This window comes from Streptomyces sp. NPDC059861, from assembly GCF_042731435.1.
GTDB lineage: Bacteria > Actinomycetota > Actinomycetes > Streptomycetales > Streptomycetaceae > Streptomyces.
On the sequence record NZ_JBHWJQ010000021.1, the window covers coordinates 86,553 to 108,388 of the forward strand.

18 protein-coding genes and 1 pseudogene are annotated in these 21,836 nt (G+C 73.3%); 14 read left to right on the forward strand and 5 right to left on the reverse strand.

Going from position 1 to position 21,836, the window contains the following annotated elements:
- The first annotated feature begins 146 nt into the window (after positions 1–146).
- The 6 genes and pseudogenes from ACFV6X_RS19980 (at position 147) to mug (ending at position 5,863) form a co-directional block, all read left to right on the forward strand.
- Complete coding sequence (locus ACFV6X_RS19980) at positions 147–1,502, forward strand: hemolysin family protein (RefSeq protein ID WP_385385273.1); 1,356 nt, start codon at positions 147–149, stop codon at positions 1,500–1,502.
- A complete protein-coding gene (locus ACFV6X_RS19985; protein WP_385385275.1) occupies positions 1,499–2,512 on the forward strand; it encodes a hemolysin family protein in 1,014 nt (337 codons plus the stop codon). Before ACFV6X_RS19980 ends, ACFV6X_RS19985 begins: the two co-directional genes overlap by 4 nt.
- A 160-nt stretch (positions 2,513–2,672) precedes the next feature.
- Positions 2,673–3,458, forward strand: a complete 786-nt coding sequence (locus tag ACFV6X_RS19990) for an SGNH/GDSL hydrolase family protein (protein WP_385385277.1) — start codon at positions 2,673–2,675, stop codon at positions 3,456–3,458.
- A 7-nt stretch (positions 3,459–3,465) separates the two neighbouring features.
- Positions 3,466–3,805 (forward strand): annotated as a pseudogene (locus tag ACFV6X_RS19995) (DUF4326 domain-containing protein).
- A 73-nt stretch (positions 3,806–3,878) separates the two neighbouring features.
- Entirely contained in the window at positions 3,879–5,321 is a 1,443-nt protein-coding gene (gene purB, locus ACFV6X_RS20000) for an adenylosuccinate lyase (RefSeq protein ID WP_385385279.1), read from the forward strand.
- The gene (gene mug / locus ACFV6X_RS20005; RefSeq protein WP_385385353.1) at positions 5,318–5,863 is read left to right on the forward strand and encodes a G/U mismatch-specific DNA glycosylase; all 546 of its coding nucleotides are present in this window, start codon (positions 5,318–5,320) and stop codon (positions 5,861–5,863) included. Before purB ends, mug begins: the two co-directional genes overlap by 4 nt.
- Before the next feature lie 4 nt (positions 5,864–5,867).
- Here mug and ACFV6X_RS20010 read toward each other — a convergent pair whose 3' ends face one another.
- From ACFV6X_RS20010 to ACFV6X_RS20020, 3 genes are read right to left on the reverse strand one after another with little or no spacing between them, the layout of a single operon-like run.
- On the reverse strand, positions 5,868–6,308 hold the full coding sequence (locus ACFV6X_RS20010; RefSeq protein WP_385385281.1) for a hypothetical protein: 441 nt from the start codon (positions 6,306–6,308) through the stop codon (positions 5,868–5,870).
- Between the two features lie 40 nt (positions 6,309–6,348).
- Positions 6,349–7,074, reverse strand: a complete 726-nt coding sequence (locus ACFV6X_RS20015) for an ABC transporter permease (protein WP_385385282.1) — start codon at positions 7,072–7,074, stop codon at positions 6,349–6,351.
- A gap of 2 nt (positions 7,075–7,076) precedes the next feature.
- Positions 7,077–7,997, reverse strand: a complete 921-nt coding sequence (locus ACFV6X_RS20020; protein ID WP_385385284.1) for an ATP-binding cassette domain-containing protein — start codon at positions 7,995–7,997, stop codon at positions 7,077–7,079.
- 107 nt (positions 7,998–8,104) lie between these two features.
- Here ACFV6X_RS20020 and ACFV6X_RS20025 point away from each other — a divergent pair, with 107 nt between their 5' ends.
- The 3 genes from ACFV6X_RS20025 to ACFV6X_RS20035 all read left to right on the forward strand — a co-directional run bounded on the left by ACFV6X_RS20025 (position 8,105) and on the right by ACFV6X_RS20035 (position 11,196).
- The gene (locus ACFV6X_RS20025; RefSeq protein WP_385385286.1) at positions 8,105–9,262 is read left to right on the forward strand and encodes a sensor histidine kinase; all 1,158 of its coding nucleotides are present in this window, start codon (positions 8,105–8,107) and stop codon (positions 9,260–9,262) included.
- 14 nt (positions 9,263–9,276) lie between these two features.
- Positions 9,277–9,939 (forward strand): response regulator, encoded by a 663-nt coding sequence (locus tag ACFV6X_RS20030; RefSeq protein ID WP_385385288.1) that lies wholly within the window; start codon positions 9,277–9,279, stop codon positions 9,937–9,939.
- 99 nt (positions 9,940–10,038) lie between these two features.
- Positions 10,039–11,196: an ROK family transcriptional regulator gene (locus ACFV6X_RS20035; RefSeq protein ID WP_385385290.1), complete on the forward strand. Its 1,158-nt coding sequence runs from the start codon at positions 10,039–10,041 to the stop codon at positions 11,194–11,196.
- A 150-nt stretch (positions 11,197–11,346) separates the two neighbouring features.
- On the opposite strand, the gene ACFV6X_RS20040 is transcribed toward ACFV6X_RS20035, so the two are convergent.
- Both ACFV6X_RS20040 and ACFV6X_RS20045 read right to left on the reverse strand, forming a co-directional pair.
- Positions 11,347–12,108: a GntR family transcriptional regulator gene (locus ACFV6X_RS20040; protein ID WP_365444853.1), complete on the reverse strand. Its 762-nt coding sequence runs from the start codon at positions 12,106–12,108 to the stop codon at positions 11,347–11,349.
- Between the two features lie 198 nt (positions 12,109–12,306).
- Positions 12,307–13,191, reverse strand: coding sequence for an RNA polymerase sigma-70 factor (locus tag ACFV6X_RS20045; protein ID WP_385385292.1), 885 nt, complete (start codon positions 13,189–13,191; stop codon positions 12,307–12,309).
- 209 nt (positions 13,192–13,400) lie between these two features.
- On the opposite strand from ACFV6X_RS20045, the gene ACFV6X_RS20050 reads away from it, so the two are divergent.
- The 5 genes from ACFV6X_RS20050 to ACFV6X_RS20070 all read left to right on the forward strand — a co-directional run bounded on the left by ACFV6X_RS20050 (position 13,401) and on the right by ACFV6X_RS20070 (position 21,803).
- Complete coding sequence (locus tag ACFV6X_RS20050) at positions 13,401–14,252, forward strand: alpha/beta fold hydrolase (protein WP_385385355.1); 852 nt, start codon at positions 13,401–13,403, stop codon at positions 14,250–14,252.
- An 83-nt stretch (positions 14,253–14,335) separates the two neighbouring features.
- The gene (locus ACFV6X_RS20055; RefSeq protein WP_385385294.1) at positions 14,336–15,784 is read left to right on the forward strand and encodes a PLP-dependent aminotransferase family protein; all 1,449 of its coding nucleotides are present in this window, start codon (positions 14,336–14,338) and stop codon (positions 15,782–15,784) included.
- Positions 15,785–15,965: 181 nt separating this feature from the next.
- Complete coding sequence (locus ACFV6X_RS20060; protein WP_385385296.1) at positions 15,966–17,540, forward strand: alkaline phosphatase D family protein; 1,575 nt, start codon at positions 15,966–15,968, stop codon at positions 17,538–17,540.
- Between the two features lie 196 nt (positions 17,541–17,736).
- On the forward strand, positions 17,737–19,152 hold the full coding sequence (locus ACFV6X_RS20065; RefSeq protein ID WP_385385298.1) for an SWIM zinc finger family protein: 1,416 nt from the start codon (positions 17,737–17,739) through the stop codon (positions 19,150–19,152).
- Entirely contained in the window at positions 19,149–21,803 is a 2,655-nt protein-coding gene (locus ACFV6X_RS20070; RefSeq protein ID WP_385385300.1) for a DUF6493 family protein, read from the forward strand. The genes ACFV6X_RS20065 and ACFV6X_RS20070 overlap by 4 nt, the downstream gene beginning before the upstream one ends.
- Positions 21,804–21,836: the final 33 nt, after the last annotated feature.

The following is a 21,836-nucleotide window of genomic DNA, read 5'->3' on the forward strand; positions in this document are numbered from 1 at the left end:
ATCATTTACCCCGAAGCGGCCACTCGGTTCTCCCCGGACCGGCCCTTATCCGAAAGGTGTGAGCGTCCGCCCATGGGCGAGCCTCCCCGTGCAAGACATCGCGCGATCCTCACCGCCCTGCCGGATCATGGGACGGAGGTGACCCGATGACCGAAGTGCTCCTCCTGCTGGTGGCGATCCTGCTCTCGCTCGTCTGTGGCGCCTTCGTCGCCGCCGAGTTCTCGCTGACCACGGTCGAACGCGGCGATCTGGAACGGGCCGTGGAGCGCGGCGACCGTGGCGCCGCCGGCGCCCTCAAGGCCGCACGCAACCTCACCTTCCAGCTCTCCGGTGCCCAGCTCGGCATCACCGTCACCAACCTGGTGGTCGGCATGCTCGCGGAGCCGTCCATCGCGCGGCTGATCGCGGGCCCGCTGCGCGGCATGGGCGTCTCCTCCTCCATGGCCTCGTCGATCGCACTGGTCCTGGGCACGGCCCTGTCGACGGTGTTCCTGATGGTGGTGGGCGAGCTGGTGCCCAAGAACTGGGCGATCTCCTCGCCCCTGGCCGTGGCCCGGCGGGTGGGCAACGCCCAGCGCTGGTTCAGCGCGATCTTCCGTCCGTTCATCACCCATCTCAACAACACGGCGAACCGCCTGGTACGACGCTTCGGCATCGAGCCCGCCGAGGAGCTGGCCTCCGCGCGCGGGCCGCAGGAGCTGGCCGCGCTGGCCCGCCACTCCGCCCGGGAGGGCGCACTGGAGCCGGACACCGCCGAGCTGTTCGTGCGGACCCTGAACCTCGCGGACCTCACCGCGGAGAACGTGATGACCCCGCGCGTGCAGGTCGTCGCCCTGGACGCGCAGGCGACCTGCGAGGACGTGGCGAACGCGACGCGTGCGACGGGCCTGTCCAGGTTCCCGGTCTACCGCGGCAGCCTCGACTCGGTCGTGGGCACCGCCCACGTCAAGGACGTCCTGACCGTGCCCGCGGAGCGCCGGCCCCGGGTGCGGGTCGCCGACATGATGCGCGAGCCGCTGCTCGTCCCCGAGTCGCTGACCGTGGACCGGCTCCTCGACCGGCTGTCCGGCAAGCGCACGATGGCCGTGGTCATCGACGAGTACGGCGGTACGGCGGGCGTGGCGACCCTGGAGGACATCGTCGAGGAGGTCGTCGGCGAGGTGCGCGACGAGCACGACCCGCACGAGACCCCCGACCTCGCCCCGGTCGGCGCCGACGACGACGGTCACGCCCTGTACTCCGCGGACGGCGCCGCCCGCATGGACCAGCTCGCGCGCGTCGGCCTGCGGCCGCCTGAAGGGCCCTACGAGACGCTGGCCGGCCTTGTCGCGAACGAACTGGGCCGCATCCCCGCCGTCGGCGACAGCGTCGAGGTCGCCGGCTGGCGGCTGGACGTCCTGGACGCCCGGGGCCGTCGGGCCGCGCGCGTGCTCCTGCACGCGCCGCCCGACGACGAGACGGACGGGACGGACGGGACGGACGAGAAGGGGGCGCGGCCATGACCGTCGTACAGCTGCTGATCGGTCTGGCGACGCTGGTCGTGAACGCCTTCTTCGTGGGTGCCGAATTCGCGCTGATCTCCGTGCGCCGCTCGCAGATCGAGCCGTACGCCGAGCAGGGTGACCGGCGCGCCAAGGCCGTGCTGTGGGGGCTGGAGCACGTGTCCGCGCTGATGGCGGCCGCGCAGCTCGGCATCACGCTGTGCACGCTGGTGCTCGGTGTGGTCGCCGAACCGGCGATCGCCCATCTGCTGGAGCCGGTGTTCCACGCGATGGGTGTGCCGACCGGCGCGGGCCACGCGGTGTCGTTCGTGATCGCGCTGGCCCTGGCGACCTATCTGCACATGCTGCTCGGCGAGATGGTGCCGAAGAACATCGCGCTCGCCGAGCCGGTGCGCAGCGCGCTGCTGCTCGGGCCTCCGCTGGTGACCCTCTCCCGGGCGCTGCGGCCGGTGATCTTCACCATCAACGCCGTCGCGAACGGCTTGCTGAGGCTGCTGCGGATCGAGACCAGGGACGAGGTCACGGCGACCTTCTCGGACGCCGAGCTGGCGCGGATCGTCAAGGACTCCGGAGCGGCAGGGCTGATCGACGACCGGGCGCAGGAGCGGCTGCACGACGCGCTCGAACTGGGCCGCCGGCCCGTGCGTGACGTCGTGCTCCCGCTGGAGCGCGTCGTGTACGCGAGCGTGGGGGTCACTCCTGAGGAGCTGGAGGGGCTGTCGGCCCGGTCCGGGTTCTCCCGCTTCCCCGTGGTGGACGAGGGGCGGCGCATCGTCGGCTACCTGCACGTGAAGGACGCGTTGGACGCCTCCCCGCGGGACATGCCGTTCCGGCTGCGCGACATGCGGCCCATCGCGCGCGTACGGGAGTCCACGCCGCTGGACGACGTCCTCACCGCGATGCGGGGCAGCCGTACGCATGTGGCGGCCGTCCTGGGCTCCGACGGGCGGCTGGCGGGCCTGGTGACCATGGAGGACGTACTGCGGGAGCTGTTCGGGCAGTGGGCGTGATGCGGGGGGCGCACCGGGGCGGGGATGACCGTGAGGGCTGGGGCGTGCCGGGGGCCGGGGGCGACCTCGACGCGGAACCACCCTGGGGTTGGGGAGGCGCCGGGCAGCGGGAGGGTGACCGACCGACGGGTATGCGCCTCGGGATACCATCTCTGACGCCATGGAGACGAACCCCTCACCCACATACAGCAGCCTGGTCGCGGTCGGCGACTCCTTCACCGAGGGCATGTCGGACCTGCTCCCCGACGGCACCTACCGGGGCTGGGCCGACCTGCTCGCCGCCCGGATGGCCGCCCGCGCGCCCGGTTTCCGGTACGCCAACCTGGCCGTGCGCGGCAAGCTGATCAGCCAGATCGTGGACGAGCAGGTGCCCGTGGCGGCCGCCATGGGCGCCGATGTGATCACGTTGGTCGGCGGACTCAACGACACCCTGCGGCCCAAGTGCGACATGGGACGGGTGCGCGGGCTCCTGGAGGAAGCCGTGGAACGGCTGGCCCCGGCCTGCAAACAGCTGGTGCTGATGCGCAGCCCGGGACGGCAGGGCCCCGTGCTGGAGCGGTTCCGGCCGCGGATGGAGGAACTGTTCGCCTGCGTCGACGAGCTGGCCGCGCGGCACGGCGCGGTGGTGGTCGACCTGTACGGGGCCGGCTCGCTCAGCGACCCGCGCCTGTGGGACGTCGACCGGCTGCATCTGACGGCCGAGGGGCACCGCCGGGTCGCGGAGGCGGTCTGGCAGGAACTCGGTCACGAGGCCGAGGACCCGGACTGGCGGGTGCCGATGGCGGCCACGCTGCCGCCCAGGTGGGCCACGCGGCGGGTCGCGGACGTGCGGTTCGCCCGGCAGTATCTGCTCCCGTGGATAGGACGCAGGCTCACCGGCCGCTCCTCCGGGGACGGCCGCCCGCCGAAGCGGCCCGACCTGCTGCCGTACGAGGATCTGGCGTAGGGCGCCCGTGACGACGCGGGTGATCGACCTCAGGGGCCGGATCCACGACTTCGGTCCGCTGCTGGAGGACGCCCCCGAGGAGGTCGTCCACGTCGGCCGGCGCTGACGCTGGGCGGCTGGGACCTGCCTCGGCACCCGCTGCACAACCCGTTCGCCATGACACGGCCACGAGGCGACGGGACGGCACCCGGGCCGAGGCGATGGCGATGTACCGGGCGTATCTGCTGGAGCGCCCGGAGCTGCTCGACCTGGTCCCGGACCTGCGCGGACGGACGCCGGCCTGCTGGTGCGCGCCGGAGCCCTGCCACGCCGACGTGTCGGCCGAGTTGGCCGAGTCCGGCGGCTGACGATCGCCTCGTAGGTTCCGACGAACCGACCCGTGGCGCTGGCCTGCACAAACCGCCAGTAGAATCCGGTTACGTGACTTCTGCTCCCGCCAAGCCCCGCATCCCCAACGTCCTCGCCGGACGCTACGCCTCCGCCGAGCTCGCCACGCTCTGGTCGCCCGAGGAGAAGGTGAAGCTGGAGCGTCGGCTCTGGCTCGCCGTGCTGCGGGCCCAGAAGGACCTCGGGATCGAGGTGCCCGACGCGGCGATCGCCGACTACGAGCGCGTCCTCGACCAGGTCGACCTGGCCTCCGTCGCGGAACGCGAGAAGGTCACCCGGCACGACGTGAAGGCGCGGATCGAGGAGTTCAACGCCCTCGCCGGGCACGAGCACGTGCACAAGGGCATGACGTCCCGCGACCTCACCGAGAACGTCGAGCAGCTGCAGATCCGGCTCTCGCTGGAGCTGATGCGCGACCGCACGGTGGCCGTGCTGGCGCGCCTCGGCAAGCTCGCCGGGGAGTACGCCGAGCTGGTGATGGCCGGCCGCTCGCACAACGTCGCCGCGCAGGCCACCACCCTGGGCAAGCGGTTCGCGACCGCCGCCGACGAGCTGCTGGTCGCGCACGGCCGGATCGAGGAGCTGCTCGGCCGCTACCCGCTGCGCGGCATCAAGGGCCCGGTCGGCACCGCGCAGGACATGCTGGACCTGCTCGGCGGGGACGCCGGCAAGCTCGCCGAGCTGGAGCAGCGGATCGCCGGGCACCTGGGCTTCTCGCAGGCCTTCACCTCGGTCGGCCAGGTCTATCCGCGCTCGCTGGACTACGAGGTCGTCACCACGCTCGTGCAGCTGGCCGCCGGCCCCTCGTCGCTGGCGAAGACGATCCGGCTGATGGCCGGGCACGAGCTGGTGACCGAGGGCTTCAAGCCGGGTCAGGTCGGCTCCTCCGCGATGCCGCACAAGATGAACACCCGCTCCTGCGAGCGCGTCAACGGCCTGATGGTGATCCTGCGCGGCTACGCCTCGATGACCGGTGAGCTGGCCGGCGACCAGTGGAACGAGGGGGACGTCTCCTGCTCGGTGGTGCGCCGGGTCGCGCTGCCCGACGCGTTCTTCGCGCTGGACGGGCTGCTGGAGACGTTCCTGACGGTGCTCGACGAGTTCGGCGCGTTCCCGGCGGTCGTGGCACGCGAGCTGGACCGCTACCTGCCGTTCCTGGCGACGACCAAGGTGCTCATGGCCTCGGTGCGCGCGGGTGTCGGCCGTGAGGTCGCGCACGAGGCGATCAAGGAGAACGCCGTGGCGTGCGCCCTCGCGATGCGTGAGCGGGGCGCCGAGCGCAACGAACTGCTCGACAAGCTCGCCGCCGACGAGCGCGTCCCGCTCGACCGCGCCGCGCTCGACGAGCTGATGGCCGACAAGCTGTCCTTCACCGGTGCCGCAGCCGACCAGGTCTCGGCCGTGGTCGGCCGGATCGAGGAGATCGTGAAGCAGCGCCCGGAGGCCGCGGGCTACACGCCCGGAGCGATCCTCTGACGCGCTTCACTCCCGAGGAGCTCCAGGCCGCCCGCGACCGTCTCGTCCCTGACGTGGTCGCGGACGGCCTGTGCGTGCTGTTCTGCGGTATCAACCCCGGTCTGATGACCGCGGCGACGGGCCATCACTTCGCCCGTCCCGGCAACCGCTTCTGGCCGGTGCTGCATCTGTCCGGCTTCACGCCCCGGCTGCTGAAGCCGTCCGAGCAGGACGAGTTGCCCTCGTACGGGCTCGGCATCACGAACGTGGTGGCGCGGGCGTCGGCCCGGGCCGACGAGCTGAGCGCCGAGGAGTACCGCGAGGGCGGGCGGCTGCTGGCACTGAAGGTGGCGCGGCTGCGGCCGCGTTGGCTCGCGGTCGTGGGCGTCACCGCGTACCGGGCCGCCTTCGACGACCGCAAGGCGCGCATCGGGCCGCAGGAGCGGACGATCGGGGACACCCGGGTGTGGGTGCTGCCCAACCCTTCCGGATTGAACGCGCATTGGACGGCTCGGACGATGGCGGAGGAGTTCGCACGGCTTCGGGTGGCCGCGGAGGGCTAGCCGGTCACTCGGGGTCCACCTCCGTCACGACCGCCAGCAGGCGGGCCGGGGCCGTCTCGTCGCCCTGGGCGACTCCGAGGGCGACCCAGCGGCCCGTACCGGCCGCCTCCCAAATGCGCAGGTCGTCCGCCAAGGTGCTGATGCTCGCCCACGGCTCCGGTATCTCCTCGCCCCGCTCGGCGCGCACCCGGAGGGTGAGCATCGCCCACGGGGGACGCTCTCCCCACCGTTCGTCGAGCCGCTGGGCGATCCCCTCCCGGAAGGCCTCGACGTCGTCGGCGGTGGGCTCCCCGGGTGCGCGGTCGCGGTCCGCGGCCGCCCACTCCGCCATCTCCGCCATGAAGTAGCCCGGTCCTCCTCGGCCGACGTCCGACCAGCCGTGCTCCGCCGGAAAGGGGCGGGAGCACAGCCGGTCGATCGTGTCCAGGCACCGCGCGATGTTCATGACCCCAGTAAACCCGGCACCACTGACAATTGGCGCCGCGTCAGGCGTCCCGCCGCAGAACGCTCCACGCACCCGCCGCCAGCGCCACCGCCGTCCACAGGGCGGTCACCGCCAGCCCCGTCCATGGTCCGAGAGTGCCGTCCCATGTCTCCTGCAGGACGATCCACCCGGCCCGGTCCGGCATGAACTCCACCGCCTTGCCCGCCGCGTCGCCGATGACGAACGACACGATCAGGAGGAACGGGATGAGGATGCCGAGCGCCGCGCTGCCGCTGCGCAGCAGGGCGGCGAACCCGGCCGCGAACAACGCCATCAGCATGAGGTAGACACCACCACCGAGCACGCCGCGTGCCTGCTCACCGGCCGTGAGCCCGCCTGCGGCCTCGCCCATCACGCTCCGCCCCGCCGCGAGGGACGCGCCGGTCGTGAGCAGCCCGACGAGGAACGCCGGTACGGCGATGGCCGTCAGCTTGGCCGCGAACCAGCGCCCGCGCTGCGGCACGGCGGCCAGGGAGACGCGGAGCGCGCCCCCGTGGTACTCCGCGGAGACGGCCATGGCGCCGAAGGCGACGGCGGCGACCTGACCGAGCAGGATGCCCGAGAGCGCGTTGGACAGCGGGTCGAACTCCGGGTCCGAGGTGCTGGAGGTACCGCCCAGCGCGGAGAACGCCGTGGACACGGCGAACAGCGCGAACAGCGCGCCGCACAGCGACCGGAGCGTACGGATCTTCAGCCACTCGGCGTGCAGGACGGGAGCGAAGGGCATGGTCAGGCCTCCTGGGGCTGGGCGGTGAACTCGGTCTCGGCGGCGGTCAGGTCCAGATAGGCCTGTTCCAACGTGCCTGCGGCGGCGGTCAGTTCCAGGATCGGCACCCGCGCCTCGGAGGCCAGGCGGCCGATGTCCTCCACGCGCGCGTGGTCCACGGTCCACGCGCCGTCCTCCGTCTCGGTGGACGCGTAGCCGTGCCGTCCGAGTACGTCCTTCAGGGCGGCCGGGTCGTTGGTGCGCACCCGGACACAGGGCTGCACGCGCGCGTCGATGAACTCCCGCATGGGCATGTCCGCGAGCAGCCGCCCGCGCCCGAGGACCACGAGGTGGTCGGCGAACGACGCGGTCTCGTTCATCAGATGACTGGAGACCAGGACCGTGCGTCCCTCGTCGGCGAGCCGGCGCAGCAGGCCGCGGATCCAGACGATGCCCTCGGGATCGAGGCCGTTCGACGGCTCGTCCAGCATGATCACCGCCGGGTCGCCGAGCAGCGCCCCCGCGATGCCGAGGCGCTGACGCATGCCCAGGGAGTACGTCCTCACGCGGCGGCGTGCTGCCGGGACGAGGCCGGTCTCCTCCAGCACCTCGTCCACGCGGCGTACCGGGATGCGGTTGCCGGCCGCCAGGGTGCGCAGGTGGTCGCGGCCCGTGCGGGAGCCGTGGGCGGCGCCGGCGTCGAGCAGGGCACCGACCGTACGCAGGGGCTCGAGGAGCGTGGTGTAGCGGCGGCCGCCGACCGTGGCGGTGCCGGCGGTGGGCCGGTCGAGGCCGAGAACGAGCCGCATGGTGGTGGACTTCCCGGCGCCGTTGGGGCCGAGGAAGCCGGTGACGCGGCCGGGCCGGACGGTGAAGGTGAGGTGGTCGACGGCGCGTCGGGGGCCGTACTCCCTGGTGAGGTCCTGGACGTGGATGCTGGTCATGGCAGCAGCCTGGCCGGTGGGCGGGCCGTCCTCCTCCCCCGCACGTGGAAATCGTCTCCCCCGCCCGGGGGAGGTGTGTTGTCAGTGGTGGCTGGCACGATGACGAAATGGGCCGATTGCTGCGCCCCTTGCTGCGGGGGACGACATACACACGCTGGCTGCACCTGTGGGTGCCCGTGTTCCTCGTCAGCGTGTGGCTCTTCATCGACATGTCGAGGCCCTGGGTGCCGGCGCTGCTGGTGATCCCGGTCGCCATGATCCCGGCCGTGCGGATGGGCGAGGGCGTGCAGGCACAGTTGCTGCTGACGCCGGGCGAGCCGGATTCGGGGATCTCCACGGCGCCGTCGTCGACCTGGCGGGACCGATGGCGCACCGCGCTGTGGCTGGAGATCCGGCTGGCTCTCGGCGCGGCGGCGTCCTTCGCGACGATCTGGCTGCCACTCACCTCCGTCGATCTGGTCACGACCGCGCTCGGGCACCCGCAGCACGACGACAACCCCCTGCTGTGGACTGTCGAACCCCCCTGGGTCTACTGGCTGCTGGCGCCCCTGCCACTGATCGCGCTGTACGTGACGGTGCTCGGCCTGGGCCATGTGGTCACCGCGGCCGCACGCCGGCTTCTCGGCCCTTCCGCGGCGGAGCGGCTCGCCACGCTGGAGGAGCGCACGGAGCAACTCCTGGAACGCACGCGTATCGCCCGCGAGTTGCACGACTCCATCGGCCACGCGCTCACGGTGGCGGTGGTGCAGGCGGGCGCGGCGCGGGCGGCGGGCGATCCGGCGTTCACCGCGCGGGCGCTGGGCGCCATCGAGGAGACCGGGCGCGCCGCCCTGGAGGATCTGGAGCGGGTGCTGGGCGTACTGCGTGAGGCGGAGCGGCCGGTGAGCTCCCGCCCCACCCTCGTGGACGCCGAGCGGCTGCTGGAGTCGGCACGCGCGTCCGGCGCGAAGGTCGACGCCGAGGTGACCGGGCCTGTCGATGCCGTGCCGGGGCCCGTCTCGCGCGAGGGTTACCGCATCCTCCAGGAGTCGCTGACCAACGTCCTGCGGCACGCGGGGGCCGTTCCGGTCCTGGTCCGGATCGAGGTGGCGGACGGCACTTTGACGCTGGACGTCCGCAATCCGCTGCCCGGGGCGACACCCGGCCCGGGGCAGGGCAGCGGCCTGCGGGGCATACGCGAGCGCGCGGCCCTGCTCGGCGGGCGGGCGCGGACGGGGCCGGCCGAGGGGGACTGGCGGGTGCGTGCGGAGCTGCCGCTGCGCTGATCTACGCTGGCCGGATGCCGCTCAGCGTTCTCCTGGTCGACGACGAACCCCTCGTACGGGCGGGCCTGCGGGCCGTGCTGGAGGCGCAGCCCGACATCGAGGTCGCCGGCGAGGCGGCCGACGGGGCGGCGGTGATCCCGCTGGTGCGGCAGCTGCGGCCGGACGTGGTCGCGATGGACGTACGGATGCCGCTGCTGGACGGCATCGAGGCCACGCGCGCGGTGCTGCGGACGGTCGAGAAGCCGCCGAAGATCCTGGTGGTGACCACGTTCGAGAACGACGAGTACGTGTACGCGGCGCTGCGTGCCGGTGCCTCCGGGTTCCTGCTGAAGCGAGCCCGGCCGGCCGAGATCGTGCACGCGGTGCGGCTGGTCGCCGAGGGCGACTCACTGCTGTTCCCGGCCTCGGTACGGCAGCTGGCCGCGGAGTACGGCGACAGCGGCGGCAATCGCGCGGCCCGGGCGGCACTGGAGCGGGCGCGACTGACCGAGCGTGAGGCGGACGTGCTGCGGCTGATGACCCGCGGCCTGTCGAACGCGGAGATCGCCGGGCACTTGGTCGTCGGCACGGAGACGGTGAAGTCACACGTCAGCGCGGTGCTGACGAAACTCGGTGCGCGGGACCGCACCCAGGCGGTGATCACGGCTTACGAGTCGGGGTTCGTCTCCCCCGGCTGATCCGAATCCCCGCCGGATTCGAGGGCTCCGGCACTCGCCGCTGCCCGCCGGTGCCGAGTACGATCCGGCGAACACGCGCACGAGCTGGGAGGACGGACGTTGGGGCGGCTGACCGGCGGGGATCCCTCGCTGCTGCGAAGGATCAATTCCGCGGTGGTGCTGCACGCGCTGCGTGCCACGGACTGCGCGACGCTGACGGAGATCACCCGCGTCACCGGCCTGTCCCGGCCGACCGTAGAGGGGGTCGTCGAGGGGCTGATCGAAGCCGGTCTCGTGGTGGAGATGGCGGCCGAGGAAGGCGCCACGCGACGCCAGGGGCGACCGGCGCGCCGGTTCCGGTTCCGGGCCGAGGCCGGGCATCTACTGGGGCTGGAGATCGGGCCGCACCGGGTTGCCGCGCTGCTCGCGGACCTGGACGGGCGGATCGTCGGCGCGCAGGCGAAGGACATCGACGAGACCGCGCCCGCCGACGAACGACTGGAACGGCTGCGCACCGCCGTCGCCGAACTGCTGCGCCGGGCCGGGATCGCGCGCGGCTCGCTGCGGGCGGTCGGGGTGGCGACGCCGGGGATCGTCGAGGCGGACGGCACCGTGAGGTTGGGCACCGCGCTGCCCGGCTGGACGGGGCTGCGGCTCGGGGAACGGCTGGGCCGCTCCTTCAAGTGCCCGGTGCTGGTGGAGAACGACGCCAACGCGGCGGTGGTCGCCGAGCACTGGAAGGGCTCCGCCATCGAGTCCGACGACGTGGTGTTCGTGCTGGCGGGACTCAGCCCGGGTGCCGGCGCCCTGATCGGCGGGCGGCTGCACCGGGGATACGGCGGGGCGGCGGGCGAGATCGGCGCACTGCATCTGCTGGGCCGGGAGGCGACGCCGGAGACGCTGCTGTCCACCACGGACGAGCCCTTGCATCCGCTGGACGAGCAAGCGGTCGCCAAGGTCTTCGCGCAGGCCCGTGAGGGTGATCAGCGGGCGATCGCAGCCGTCGAACGGTTCATCCAGCGGCTCGTGCACGACGTGGCCGCGCTCGCCCTGGCCCTCGACCCGGAGCTGGTCGTGATCGGCGGCTGGGCGGCGGGCCTGGACGGCGTACTGGAGCCGCTGCGTCGCGAACTGGCGCGCTACTGCCTGCGGCCGCCGAAGGTGACGCTGTCGCTGCTGGGTGAGGCGGCGGTGGCGACCGGGGCGCTGCGGCTGGCCCTGGACCACGTGGAGGAGCAGTTGTTCGCGGTGGAGGGCACGGTGACCGCGCGCCGCTGAGGTCCGGCGCCCCGGCGCCCCGCTGACGTCCGGGCCCCCGGCGCCCCGGCCCGCGCTCTCGCGGGCCCACGGCGCCCAAGGGCTGAGGAAACGTTCGTAGCCCCGGAGGAAGTCCTCGGGGGCTCCGTACGAGAGAGATCCCTGCCGCGGTCAGGAGGCCTTGCGCTCCGGGCCCTCGTGGATCTCCACTCCGCCCGAGTCGCCGAAGGTCAGCCGGCAGGTGTCCGCGCGGTACGTCGCGACGGAGACCGCCGCGGTGCGGCCGTCGGCGTGGAAGCGGGTGGTGACGACCAGGACCGGCGCGCCCGGCAGCCGGTCGAGTTCCTTGGCGTCGTCGGCGCGGGCCGAGCCGAGCTCGACCGCGCGGTCCTGACCTTCCAGCTCCAGGCGCTGCAGTTCACGCAGCACCGCACGCGCGCGTGCCGGTCCTGCCGGGGCGTCGATGGCCGACAGGTCGGGCACCGACGACTCGGCGATGTAGAGCAGCTCGGCGGCGACGGGCTGGCCGTGGGTCGTACGGGTGCGGCGCACGATGTGCACGGGCTCCTCGCGGCCCGTCTCCAGGGCGTCCGCGACCGCGGCCGGCGGAGCCGCGACGACGCAGTCGACGGCCTGCCAGGCGTCACCGGACCCGCCCGGCCAGTCGTGCTGCTCGGTGCCGACGGCCACTCCCACGCGTGGCGGGGCGACGGTCGTGCCGACACCGCGGCGGCGCTGCAGCCTTCCTTCCAGTTCCAGCTGTTCCAGGGCCTGGCGGAGCGTGGCTCGGGCGACGCCGAAGCGGGCGGCGAGGTCGCGCTCGTTGGGCAGGATCTCGCCCACCGAGAACTCGGAGTCGAGTGCCTCCGTGAGCACGGTCTTGAGATGCCAGTACTTAGGTTCCGGCACCGATTCCAGCTGCGTGGTCCCCACCCTGTCCTCCGCAATCGCCGTGATCGGCGGCGTTTTAGCGCCCTTGTTTATTAAAGGTTGTTGTACTTATCTGCGACCATAGGACGGCCCCCACCCTTGGTCAAGACCAATCATTGATCGCCCGGGAGCCACACAGAGAGGTGCTGCCGAGCGTTCACGGGCCGTTCGCACCTCGCCACATACGTGACACGACGGCGTCTAGGCGGTGGCCAGTGATCGCAGCTTGTCGGGGTTGCGCACCACGTAGACGGTCTGGACACGTCCGTCGACGACGTCCACCTGGAGCACGGCGTCGGGTTCGCCGCCGGACAGGACGAGGACCGCGGGGCCGGCGTTGAGCTCCAGGAAGCGGTAGGACATGCCAGGAATGCCCTTTCCGGCGGCGCCGACGAGGAATCGGCCCACGTGGTCGGCGCTCTCCAGCACCCGCAGCGGCGCCTTGGACTTGCCGCCGCTGTCGCCGACGAGGCGGACGTCGGGCGCGAGCAGCGCCATGAGGCCGTCGAGATCTCCGTCCCCGGCCGCCGCGAGGAACCGCTCGGTGAGGTCGCGGCGCTGGGCCGGGTCGACGTCGTAGCGCGGGCGCCGCTCCTCGACGTGCCGGCGGGCCCGGCCCGCCAGCTGCCGTACGGCGGGTTCGGCGCGGTCGAGCATGGCGGCGATGTCGGCGTAGGGGTAGCCGAAGGCTTCGCGGAGCACGAAGACAGCCCGCTCCAGCGGTGACAGCGACTCCAGTACGACGAGGACGGCGAGGGAGACGGAATCGGCGAGCACGGCACGTTCCACGGTGTCGGGGGCTGTGTCCCCGAACTCGGTGAGATACGGCTCGGGCAGCCAGGGGCCGACGTAGGCCTCGTTGCGGGCCTTGATCTGGCGCAGCCGGTCGAGGGCGAGGCGGGTGGTGACGCGCACCAGGTACGCGCGCCTGTCGCGCACGTCGGCGCGGTCGGCGCCGGACCAGCGCAGCCAGGCGTCCTGGACCACGTCCTCCGCGTCGGCGACGCGGCCGAGCATGCGGTAGGCGACGCCCAGGAGGACCGGGCGGTGCTCTTCGAAGACCTCGGTGGCGATGTCGGCGGTCACCCCGCAATCCCATCCGACACGTCACGCCGTGTCCAGGCGGTTTCGCCGCGGACGCGCGTGCGGCCGTTTCCTGCGCGCGTAGGCAACGCCGTGTCTGCGGCGGTGCGTTCGGCCATGCGGTTGACGGCGACCGGGGGCTACCCGTCGGTAGCCGTTGCTGACAAGGTGTCTACACCATGTCCGGCACCGAGTCCCCGACGAGGAGCTGTATGTCCGCCACCGTCTCCTTCACGGTCCCCACCCCGCACGGCCCGCGCAGCATGAGCCTGGCGTACACGCGCGTGGGCTCCGGTGAACCGCTGGTTCTGCTGCACGGCATCGGCCACCACCGGCAGGTGTGGGACCCGGTCGTCCCCGTTCTGGCCGTAGAGCGGGACGTGATCTCCGTGGACCTGCCGGGGTGCGGGGAGTCCCCGGCGCTCCCGGACGGGCTGACCCACGACCTGCCGACCATGGCCTCCGTGCTGGCCGCGCTGTGCGAGGCGCTCGGGCTCGAACGGCCGCATGTGGCGGGCAACTCGCTGGGCGGCCTGCTCGCCCTCCAGCTCGGCCGGGACAAGCTGGTGCGGTCGGTGACGGCGCTGTCGCCCGCCGGGTTCTGGTCGCAGGCGGAGCGGCGTTACGCCTTCACCGTGCTCACGGCCATGCGGCAGATCGCCCGGCGGATGCCGCCGCCCGTCGTCCAGGCGCTCGCCCGGCCAGCGGTGGGCCGCACACTGCTGACCAGCGCCATCTACGCCCGTCCGGCCCGCCGTTCGCCCGAGGCGGTGGTCGCCGAGACGCTCGCGCTGGCCCGTGCCCAAGGGTTCGCGCAGACCCTCCGGAGCGGCCGGGACGTGCGGTTCACCGACGACATCACCGGGATCCCGGTCACCGTGGCCTGGGGCAGCAGGGACCGGCTGCTGGTGCCACGGCAGGGCATCCGCGCCAAGTACATCCTGCCCAAGGCCCGGCTGGTCCGGCTGCCCGGCTGCGGTCACGTCCCGATGAACGACGACCCCGCGCTCGTCGCACGCGTGCTTCTCGACGGCAGCCGGCCCACCGCACGGCAGACGCCCTGAGGACTGCTTGCGGGGCGGTCATGGGAGCAGTGCCCCTCCATGCCCAGGGCCCCCGCGCCCCGCGCCAGCTAGTGTCCCCCTCCATGAAGCCCTCGCAGACCGACGGTGCGCAACACCGGGGCCCCGCGGCCTGGGAGTTGCTGCTGCCCGCCGCCGCGGCGCCCGCACGCGCGCGTGGCCGCTCGTTGCAGGCGGCGCTGCGGTCGGCGGTCCGTGCCGGGCGGCTCGCGCCGGGCACCCGGCTGCCGTCCAGCCGGGACCTCGCGGCCGACCTGGGTGTGTCGCGCGGGCTGGTCACGGAGGCCTACGAGCAGCTGACTGCGGAGGGCTACCTGCGCAGTGGCCGGGGCGCGGGGACCTGGGTGGGTGACGCGGCACGAGCCGCCCACCCCCGCGCGCGCGATCTCGCCCCCCGTACCGCCGGGGCGCGCGCCGACTTCGTGCCGGGGACACCCGACCTGTCGCTGTTCCCGCGCGCCGCCTGGGCGGCCGCGCAGCGCCACGTGCTTGCGGAGCTGCCCCACCACGGCCTCGGCTACCCCGACCCACGCGGGCTGCCCCGGCTGCGCACCGCACTGGCCGAACTGCTCGGCCGCCGGCGGGGCGTGGTCGCCGACCCGGAGCGGATCGTGGTCGTCTCCGGCGTGACCCAGGCGACGACACTGCTCGCCCTGGTGCTGCGGGCACGCGGCACGCACGTGATCGGCGTCGAGGATCCCGGCAGCCCGCAGCACGACGGCATGTACGCCGCGGCCGGCGTCACCTCCGTGCCGCTGCCGCTGGACGGCGAGGGGCTCGCCCTGGGTCCGCTGCGGTCGTCCGGCGTGCGTGCCGTGGTGACGACGCCGGCGCACCAGTACCCGACCGGCATCGCGTACTCCGCGCGGCGCCGCGCCGAACTCCTCGACTGGGCGCGGTCGGTGGGCGGCATCGTCCTGGAGGACGACTACGACGGCGACTTCCGCTACGACCGGGCACCCGTGGGCGCGCTCCAGGGCCTCGACCCCGAACGCGTCGCCTACACGGGGTCGGTCAGCAAGTCCCTCGCCCCCGGACTGCGGCTGGGCTGGCTGCTGGTCCCGGAGTGGCTGGCCGCCGACGTCATCGCCCGCAAGCGGACCCTCGACCTCGGCCATCCCACCCTCGACCAGGCGTTGTTCGCGCGGTTCCTGGAGCGCGGGGACTACGACAGCCAGCTACGGCGCTGCCGACGCGCGTACCGCGAACGGCGTGACGCGCTGGTCTCCGCGCTCGACGAGCACTTCCCCGGCTCCGAGGTGTCCGGGATCGCCGCGGGACTGCACGTCATCGCGACACTGCCGAAACGGTACGGGCCGCAGGAGCGGTTCCTCGCGCGCGTGGGGGCGGCCGGGGTCGCCGTACGGGCGCTGTCGGAGTGCACGTACGCGCGTGCGGGTCTCTCGGAGGATGGGGAGGCGGCGGTGCGGCTCGTCCTCGGGTACGCGCAGGTGCCGCCGGGGCAGATACGGGAGGGGGTGCGGGTGATGGCGGATGCGGTAAGTGGCGGGTAGCCGACGAGAGTCGGGGAGCCTCGCCCCGGCTGCCGCCGCGCCCCGTCACGCCAGCCCTCCCGTACCGCTTCCTGTGTCACCCGGGGTGCGTTGTTCACTCCTGGTTTGCGTGTGCGCTGCGGCGCCCCAGTAGTTGTGGCATCGCAACTGGCCGGTTCCGTCCTGTCCTGGAGGCGCACCCATGCCACACCCGTCCTTGCCCGGCCGCCGCAGCGTCCTGCGCGGCTCTCTCGCCGCGTCGGCGGCCCTGACCCTGCCCGCCGGGCTCGGCGCGGCGCCGGCCCTCGCCCTGTCGGGACGCCCGAAGGCCGCCTGGGGCGTGCAGACGGGCGACGTGACCGCGCACTCCGGGCTCGTGTGGGTGCGCTCCGACCGCCCGGCCCGGATGATCGTGGAGACCTCCGCCACCGAGTCGTTCCGCAACCCGCACCGGTGGTACGGCCCGCTGCTCGGCAAGGGCTCCGACTTCACCGGCACGACCCTGCTGCGCGGCCTGCCGTCCGGCGAGCAGATCCACTACCGCGTGCTGCTGGCCGACCCGGACGACCCGCGCCGTGCCGGCGAGCCGGTCGCCGGCACCTTCCGTACGGCACCCGCCCGGCGACGGGACGGAGTGCGGTTCGTCTGGTCCGGAGACCTGGCCGGGCAGGGCTGGGGCATCAACCCGGAAATAGGCGGCTACCGCATCTACGACGCGATGGCCGCCCTCGACCCCGACTTCTTCCTCTGCAGCGGCGACAACGTCTACGCCGACGGGCCGCTCACGGAGACCGTGCCGCTGCCCGGCGGGCGGACCTGGCGGAACATCACCACCGAGGAGAAGGCGAAGGTCGCCGAGACGCTGGCGGAGTTCCGCGGCAACTTCCGCTACAACCTCCTGGACCAGAACCTGCGCGCGTTCAACGCCCAGGTCCCCTCGATCATCCAGTGGGACGACCACGAGGTCACCAACAACTGGTACCCGGGTGAGATCCTCGCCGACACCCGGTACACGGAGAAGAACGTCGACGTGCTCGCGGCACGCGCCCGGCAGGCGTTCTCGGAGTACTTCCCCATCTCGACGCTGCGCCACCCCGGCGGCCGGGTCCACCGGGTGCAGCGCTACGGCCCGCTGCTGGACGTCTTCGTCCTGGACATGCGCACCTACCGCAACGCCAACTCGACGGACGACCAGGCCAGCGACGCCCAGGGCATCCTCGGCCGCGAGCAGTTGGAGTGGCTCAAGCGGGAGTTGTCCCGGTCGCGGGCCGTGTGGAAGGTGATCGCCTCCGACATGCCGCTCGGCCTGGTCGTGCCGGACACGGGGGACGGCAGGCCGAACATCGAGGCGGTCGCACAGGGCGACCCTGGTGCCCCGCTCGGCCGTGAACTGCAGATCGCCGAGCTGCTGCGGTTCGTCAAGCACCGTCGGATCACCGGCACGGTGTGGCTGACGGCCGACGTGCACTACACCTCGGCGCAGCACTACCAGCCGTCGCGCGCGGCGTTCACGGACTTCGAGCCGTTCTGGGAGTTCGTGTCCGGCCCGCTCAACGCCGGTGCATTCCCGGCGAACACGCTCGACAACACCTTCGGCCCGGAACGGGTGTTCGTGAAGGCGCCGACCACGGCCAACGTCTCCCCCGCCGAGGGCTACCAGTTCTTCGGCGAGGTCGACATCGACGGCGACAGCGCCGAACTCACGGTCCGGCTGCGAGAGCAGGACGGCACCGTGCTGTTCACGAAGGTGCTGCGACCCGGGCGGGTCGGTCAGTAGGGCTTCCGGGCAGAAGCCCTCGTCCAGGGCAGGAGTTCCCGTCCAGGGCATCGGCTTCCGTACCCTCGTGCGACGTGCCGCGCACCGGCGTCATCCCCCGGTGCGCGGCACGTTCCCTCCCTCCTCCAACTGGCCTGCGGGAGCAGCATTTTCGCAGGTCAGACTGATTGTCAGTGGCCGCCTCTACGGTTTTCCCATGACGCGATCTTTGCAGGCCGTGACCTATCGGCGACCCTCCGTGCTGGAGTCCGCGGCGGACGGACAGCGCCTGGGTCTGGAGACCTCACGAGGTGCGACGCCCTCGGGCGTGCAGGACCATCCGCAGTTCTTCGCGGGCTTTCTGACATCACCTCAGGTGGCTGCGGCGGGGCTGCTCGCGGTGGCGGACGTGGCGGCCGCGCGGTACTACCAGCGGCAGCTGCGCGCCTCGCTCGACCCGGTGGTGACGGGCAACGGCGACCGGCTCCGCTTCGAGTCGTTCTCCGGCTGCGGCGGGGTCTACGCGCGCCTGGACGTCCTGGAAGCGGGCCTGGACGGCGACGCGGTGGGCCACGGCACGACGAACGTCGACGTCAACAACCCGCTGCGCGAGGCCCTGTCGCGGATCGGTTCCGCCGATCCGCTCCACCTGCGGGTCGGCCCGGACGAGCTGGCGGTGACCACGCTCGACGGTCCGGTCGTCGAGAAGAAGGTGCCGCTGCCCGACCGCTGGCTGCGGGGCTTCGCCGAGGCCCAGGTCATCGCCGCCGGCTTCGATCTGCGGGCGGAGCTGCCGGCCGCCGAGGCCGTGCGGTTCCTGCGGGCGCTGCCCCGGGGCGGCGGGCGCGCCGCGTCGGCCGGCGCCCGCTGGGTGGTGCCGGCCGGTCACGGGCTGCGGCCCAGCACCCGGGCCGTGCCCGGCGCGGTCTGCCTGCCCGGCCCGGAGCGGCTCATCGCGCTCCAGCGGGTACTGCGGCACGCCACGTCGTTGCGCGTGTACGGCCCCGCGGTCGCCGGCGACGCCGCCGCCACCGCCGCGGCCTGGGAAGTCGTCCTGCCCGGCATGCGGCTCACCCTGACGCTGTCCCCCGACGCCTCACGCGGGTTCTCCGGCGAGGGCGGCGTCCTGGACGCGCTGGCGACCGACGAGGCCGCCGAGGACGCGGAGCTGATCTCGGTGCTGCTCGCGTGGGAGCCGCGCGTCGACGTCCGCGATCTCGCGGTCGCCTCCGGGCTGACCGCCGAGCGCGTCCGGGCGGCGCTGGTACGCCTCGGCACCTCGGGACGCGTCGGGTACGACGTGGCGGAGACGGCCTACTTCCATCGCGAACTGCCCTACGAGGCCGATCGCGTGGAGCGGCACAACCCACGACTGCGATCCGCCCGCGGGCTGGTGGCGGCGGGTGCGGTCGCCCTGGACGGCGCGGTCGCCACGGTCACGGCGGAGGACGGGCACATACACCGGGTGCGGGAGCAGGCGGCGGGGGTGCTGAGCTGCAGTTGCCTGTGGTGGGCGAAGTACCGGGGCGGACGCGGGCCGTGCAAACACGCGCTGGCGGTGCGCATGGGGCGGCGCGGGGCCACCGTGGCGCGGGCAGGACAGCCGGAGCGGGTCGACGGGGGTGCGCGATGAGTGCGCTGCTGGAGTTGGTGCGGGCCGGCCGTACGGCCGAGGTGGTGGGCCTGCTCGACGGGCTGACGGACGCCGAACGACGCGCGCACTTCCCCGAGTTGAAGGAGCTGCGCAAGGAGTTGCGGGCGGCTCCCTGGGAGTCGGCCGCGCGGCGCGCGTATCCCGCCCTGCACGCGGCCGGGGCGGCGTGCCAGACGGGCGCGGCGGGAGTGGCGAGCTGGATCGCCGCCGCCGACCTGCGCTGGTCGCAGGTCCCGCCCGGCGTGCTGCTGCACGTCCTGGGCGACCGGGAGACCGACTGGCTGGCCGATGTGACGCACCGGCTGGCGCAGCGCCCGGTCTCCGCCTGGGTGCCGTTCGAGCTCATGGCCGGTCTGGTGCGGCTCTCCGGCTGCCCGGTGCCGACGACCGACGCCTACGTCAGGGGCTGGGTCGATCACCTGCACGGCTCGTGGCAGCGCGGGGGCACGCTGCTCGACCGGTTGCGGCAGGACCCGCATCTGCGGGAGCTCATCGCCGCTCTGTTCGAGACGGACGACATCGGCAACCGGCTGCAGTGGCCGGGCCACGACGGCCCGGACAGCTGGATCGGCGCGCTGGCACGGCTGACCGTGGAGGGCGCACTCGACCGTGAGGCGACGGTCGACGCGTGCGTGGCCCGGCTGCTGCGGGGTGGCACGGCCGCCGACCAGCGGGCGTTCCTGCGGCTGCTGAAGTGCCTCGCCCTCACCCGGGACGAGGAGCGGGAGCGCCTGCCCGACTGGCTGGCGCTCGCGTCGGACGCCACGTCGACGGTGGCCTCGTACGCCCAGTCGGTCCTCGGGGCCCTCGCCCTGGACGGCGAGCTGGCGCCGCGGCAGCTGGCGGCGGTGTCGGAGGCGGTGCTGTTCCGCACCGAGCGGAAGCTCGTGCGGGCCCAGCTCGTGCTGCTGGGCAAGGTGCTGACGCGGGAGGCCTCCGCGGCCGGGGAGCTGCTGCCCGCCGTGGCGCAGGCCTTCGGACACGAGGACACGGACGTCCAGGAGCGGGCGCTGAAGCTGGCCGAACGGCACGTCAGGAAGGTCGACTCGGTGCCGGCGCGGGCGGATCTGGCCATCGCCGCCGCGCAGTTGAGCCCCGGCCTGCGCGCCAGGGCGGTCAAGACGCTCGGCGCGGCGCCGGCCGGCCCCGAGCCGTCGGACCACGAGGAGCTGCTGCCCCCGGCACCACGGCCGACGCGTCTGGCCCCCGCCGCCGCGTCCGCCGTGGAGCTGGCCGAGGAGGTGGGCGCGGCGCTGGCCTCCGAGCCGGGCGTCATCGATTTCGAGCGGGCCCTGGACGGTCTGGTGCGGCACGCGTACCGGGACAGCGAGGCCCTGCTGACGGCCCTGGAGCCGGTGGTCGCCCGGCGTTGGTGGGACAGCGCCCACGGCCCCGCGTCGGGCGACGGCTTCGGCCACTCCTACGGCGCGGTGTCCGACGCCGCCGGCGGCCTGGATCTGCTCCTCGCCACGCTGCGCGGCGCGGTCCGCACCACCACGCTGCACACGCGCGTCAAGCGTGGTGCGAATGTCCGTGACTGTGTGCACAGTGCCCTCTTCCGCGCGTTCGAGTGCCGCCTGGGGGAGGTGGCGTACCGGATGCGCACCGATCCGCTGCCCTTCCTGCTCTCGACTCCCACCTGGAGCACCGGCCTGCTGGAACCGGCCGAGCTGGTCGAACGCCTCCACACCTACGCGCGGCTGGGTGCCCGGGTCGCGGACACCGACTTCGCGCAGGCCCTGCTCCGGGTACGCCGCGGGGACCGGGCGGCGGCCGGGTCGGCGGCCCGGCGTGCGGCGGCTCTCGGCACGGCGGAGGGGACACGGCTCGCCGCCTGGCTGACCTCCGGTGCCCCGGAGATGCCGACCACCTGGCGACGGGCATCGGGGCGGCGCGTCCTGGTGGAGCTCGGCGAAGTCCTCGAACTGCAGGAGGACTTCCCGGCGGAGTTCCGCTCCCTGGGCAGACCGTTGAGCGTCCACGAGGAACACCGCTGGTGCCACCACTGGGAGGACGACGTACGGCAGCACTGGTCGGCCATGCTCCCGGAGCGGCGTGAGCTGGTGGCGGCGCGGCTGCTGCAAGGTCTGTCCGAACTCGCCGTGGACGACCTCCGGGGTGCCGCCGCGGCGCTGCCGCCGCTCGCGGAGTCCGGCGGAGAGGCGGGCGAGGCCGTCCATCTCGGTGTCGCCTACGGGCTCGGGGCGCGGCATCCGGAGGATCGGCTCGCGGCGGTGGACGCGCTGCTGGTGCTGGCCGCGCGCGGACAGCTGGACGCGGCTCGGCTCGGCGCGGACCTCGGGCAGCTGGTCCGGTGCCGTGCGGTGAAGACACAGCGGCTGGCCGAGTCGATGCGTACGGCGGCGGCGACCGGCGCCAGCGCCACGATATGGAGCATCCTGTGCCGGACGCTGCCCGACCTGCTGGCCGACCTCACGAACGGCGAGGCGGCCACGCCCGCCCGGGGCCTCGGGGAACTGCTGGCGGTGGCGGCCGAGTGCGCCGAGCGGTCCGGGGCGCGCGGCGACCTGCCGCACCTGGCCCAGGCAGCGGCCCGGCGTGGCTCCTCCCGTCTGGTGAGGCAGGCACGCCGGCTGCGCAGTGCGCTGGGCGAGGAGGTGGCCGCATGACGTAGGCAGGCTGGTACCGGGGGGCAGTTGAGC

Coding starts and splice junctions, on each gene's coding strand:
- ACFV6X_RS20055 (WP_385385294.1), top strand. CDS start 14,336: ATGAAGCCCTCGCAGACCGACGGTGCGCAACACCGGGGCCCCGCGGCC.
- ACFV6X_RS19985 (WP_385385275.1), top strand. CDS start 1,499: ATGACCGTCGTACAGCTGCTGATCGGTCTGGCGACGCTGGTCGTGAAC.
- ACFV6X_RS20050 (WP_385385355.1), top strand. CDS start 13,401: ATGTCCGCCACCGTCTCCTTCACGGTCCCCACCCCGCACGGCCCGCGC.
- ACFV6X_RS20020 (WP_385385284.1), bottom strand. CDS start 7,997: ATGACCAGCATCCACGTCCAGGACCTCACCAGGGAGTACGGCCCCCGA.
- ACFV6X_RS20070 (WP_385385300.1), top strand. CDS start 19,149: ATGAGTGCGCTGCTGGAGTTGGTGCGGGCCGGCCGTACGGCCGAGGTG.
- ACFV6X_RS19980 (WP_385385273.1), top strand. CDS start 147: ATGACCGAAGTGCTCCTCCTGCTGGTGGCGATCCTGCTCTCGCTCGTC.
- ACFV6X_RS19990 (WP_385385277.1), top strand. CDS start 2,673: ATGGAGACGAACCCCTCACCCACATACAGCAGCCTGGTCGCGGTCGGC.
- ACFV6X_RS20030 (WP_385385288.1), top strand. CDS start 9,277: ATGCCGCTCAGCGTTCTCCTGGTCGACGACGAACCCCTCGTACGGGCG.
- ACFV6X_RS20015 (WP_385385282.1), bottom strand. CDS start 7,074: ATGCCCTTCGCTCCCGTCCTGCACGCCGAGTGGCTGAAGATCCGTACG.
- ACFV6X_RS20025 (WP_385385286.1), top strand. CDS start 8,105: ATGGGCCGATTGCTGCGCCCCTTGCTGCGGGGGACGACATACACACGC.
- ACFV6X_RS20060 (WP_385385296.1), top strand. CDS start 15,966: ATGCCACACCCGTCCTTGCCCGGCCGCCGCAGCGTCCTGCGCGGCTCT.
- ACFV6X_RS20010 (WP_385385281.1), bottom strand. CDS start 6,308: ATGAACATCGCGCGGTGCCTGGACACGATCGACCGGCTGTGCTCCCGC.
- ACFV6X_RS20065 (WP_385385298.1), top strand. CDS start 17,737: ATGACGCGATCTTTGCAGGCCGTGACCTATCGGCGACCCTCCGTGCTG.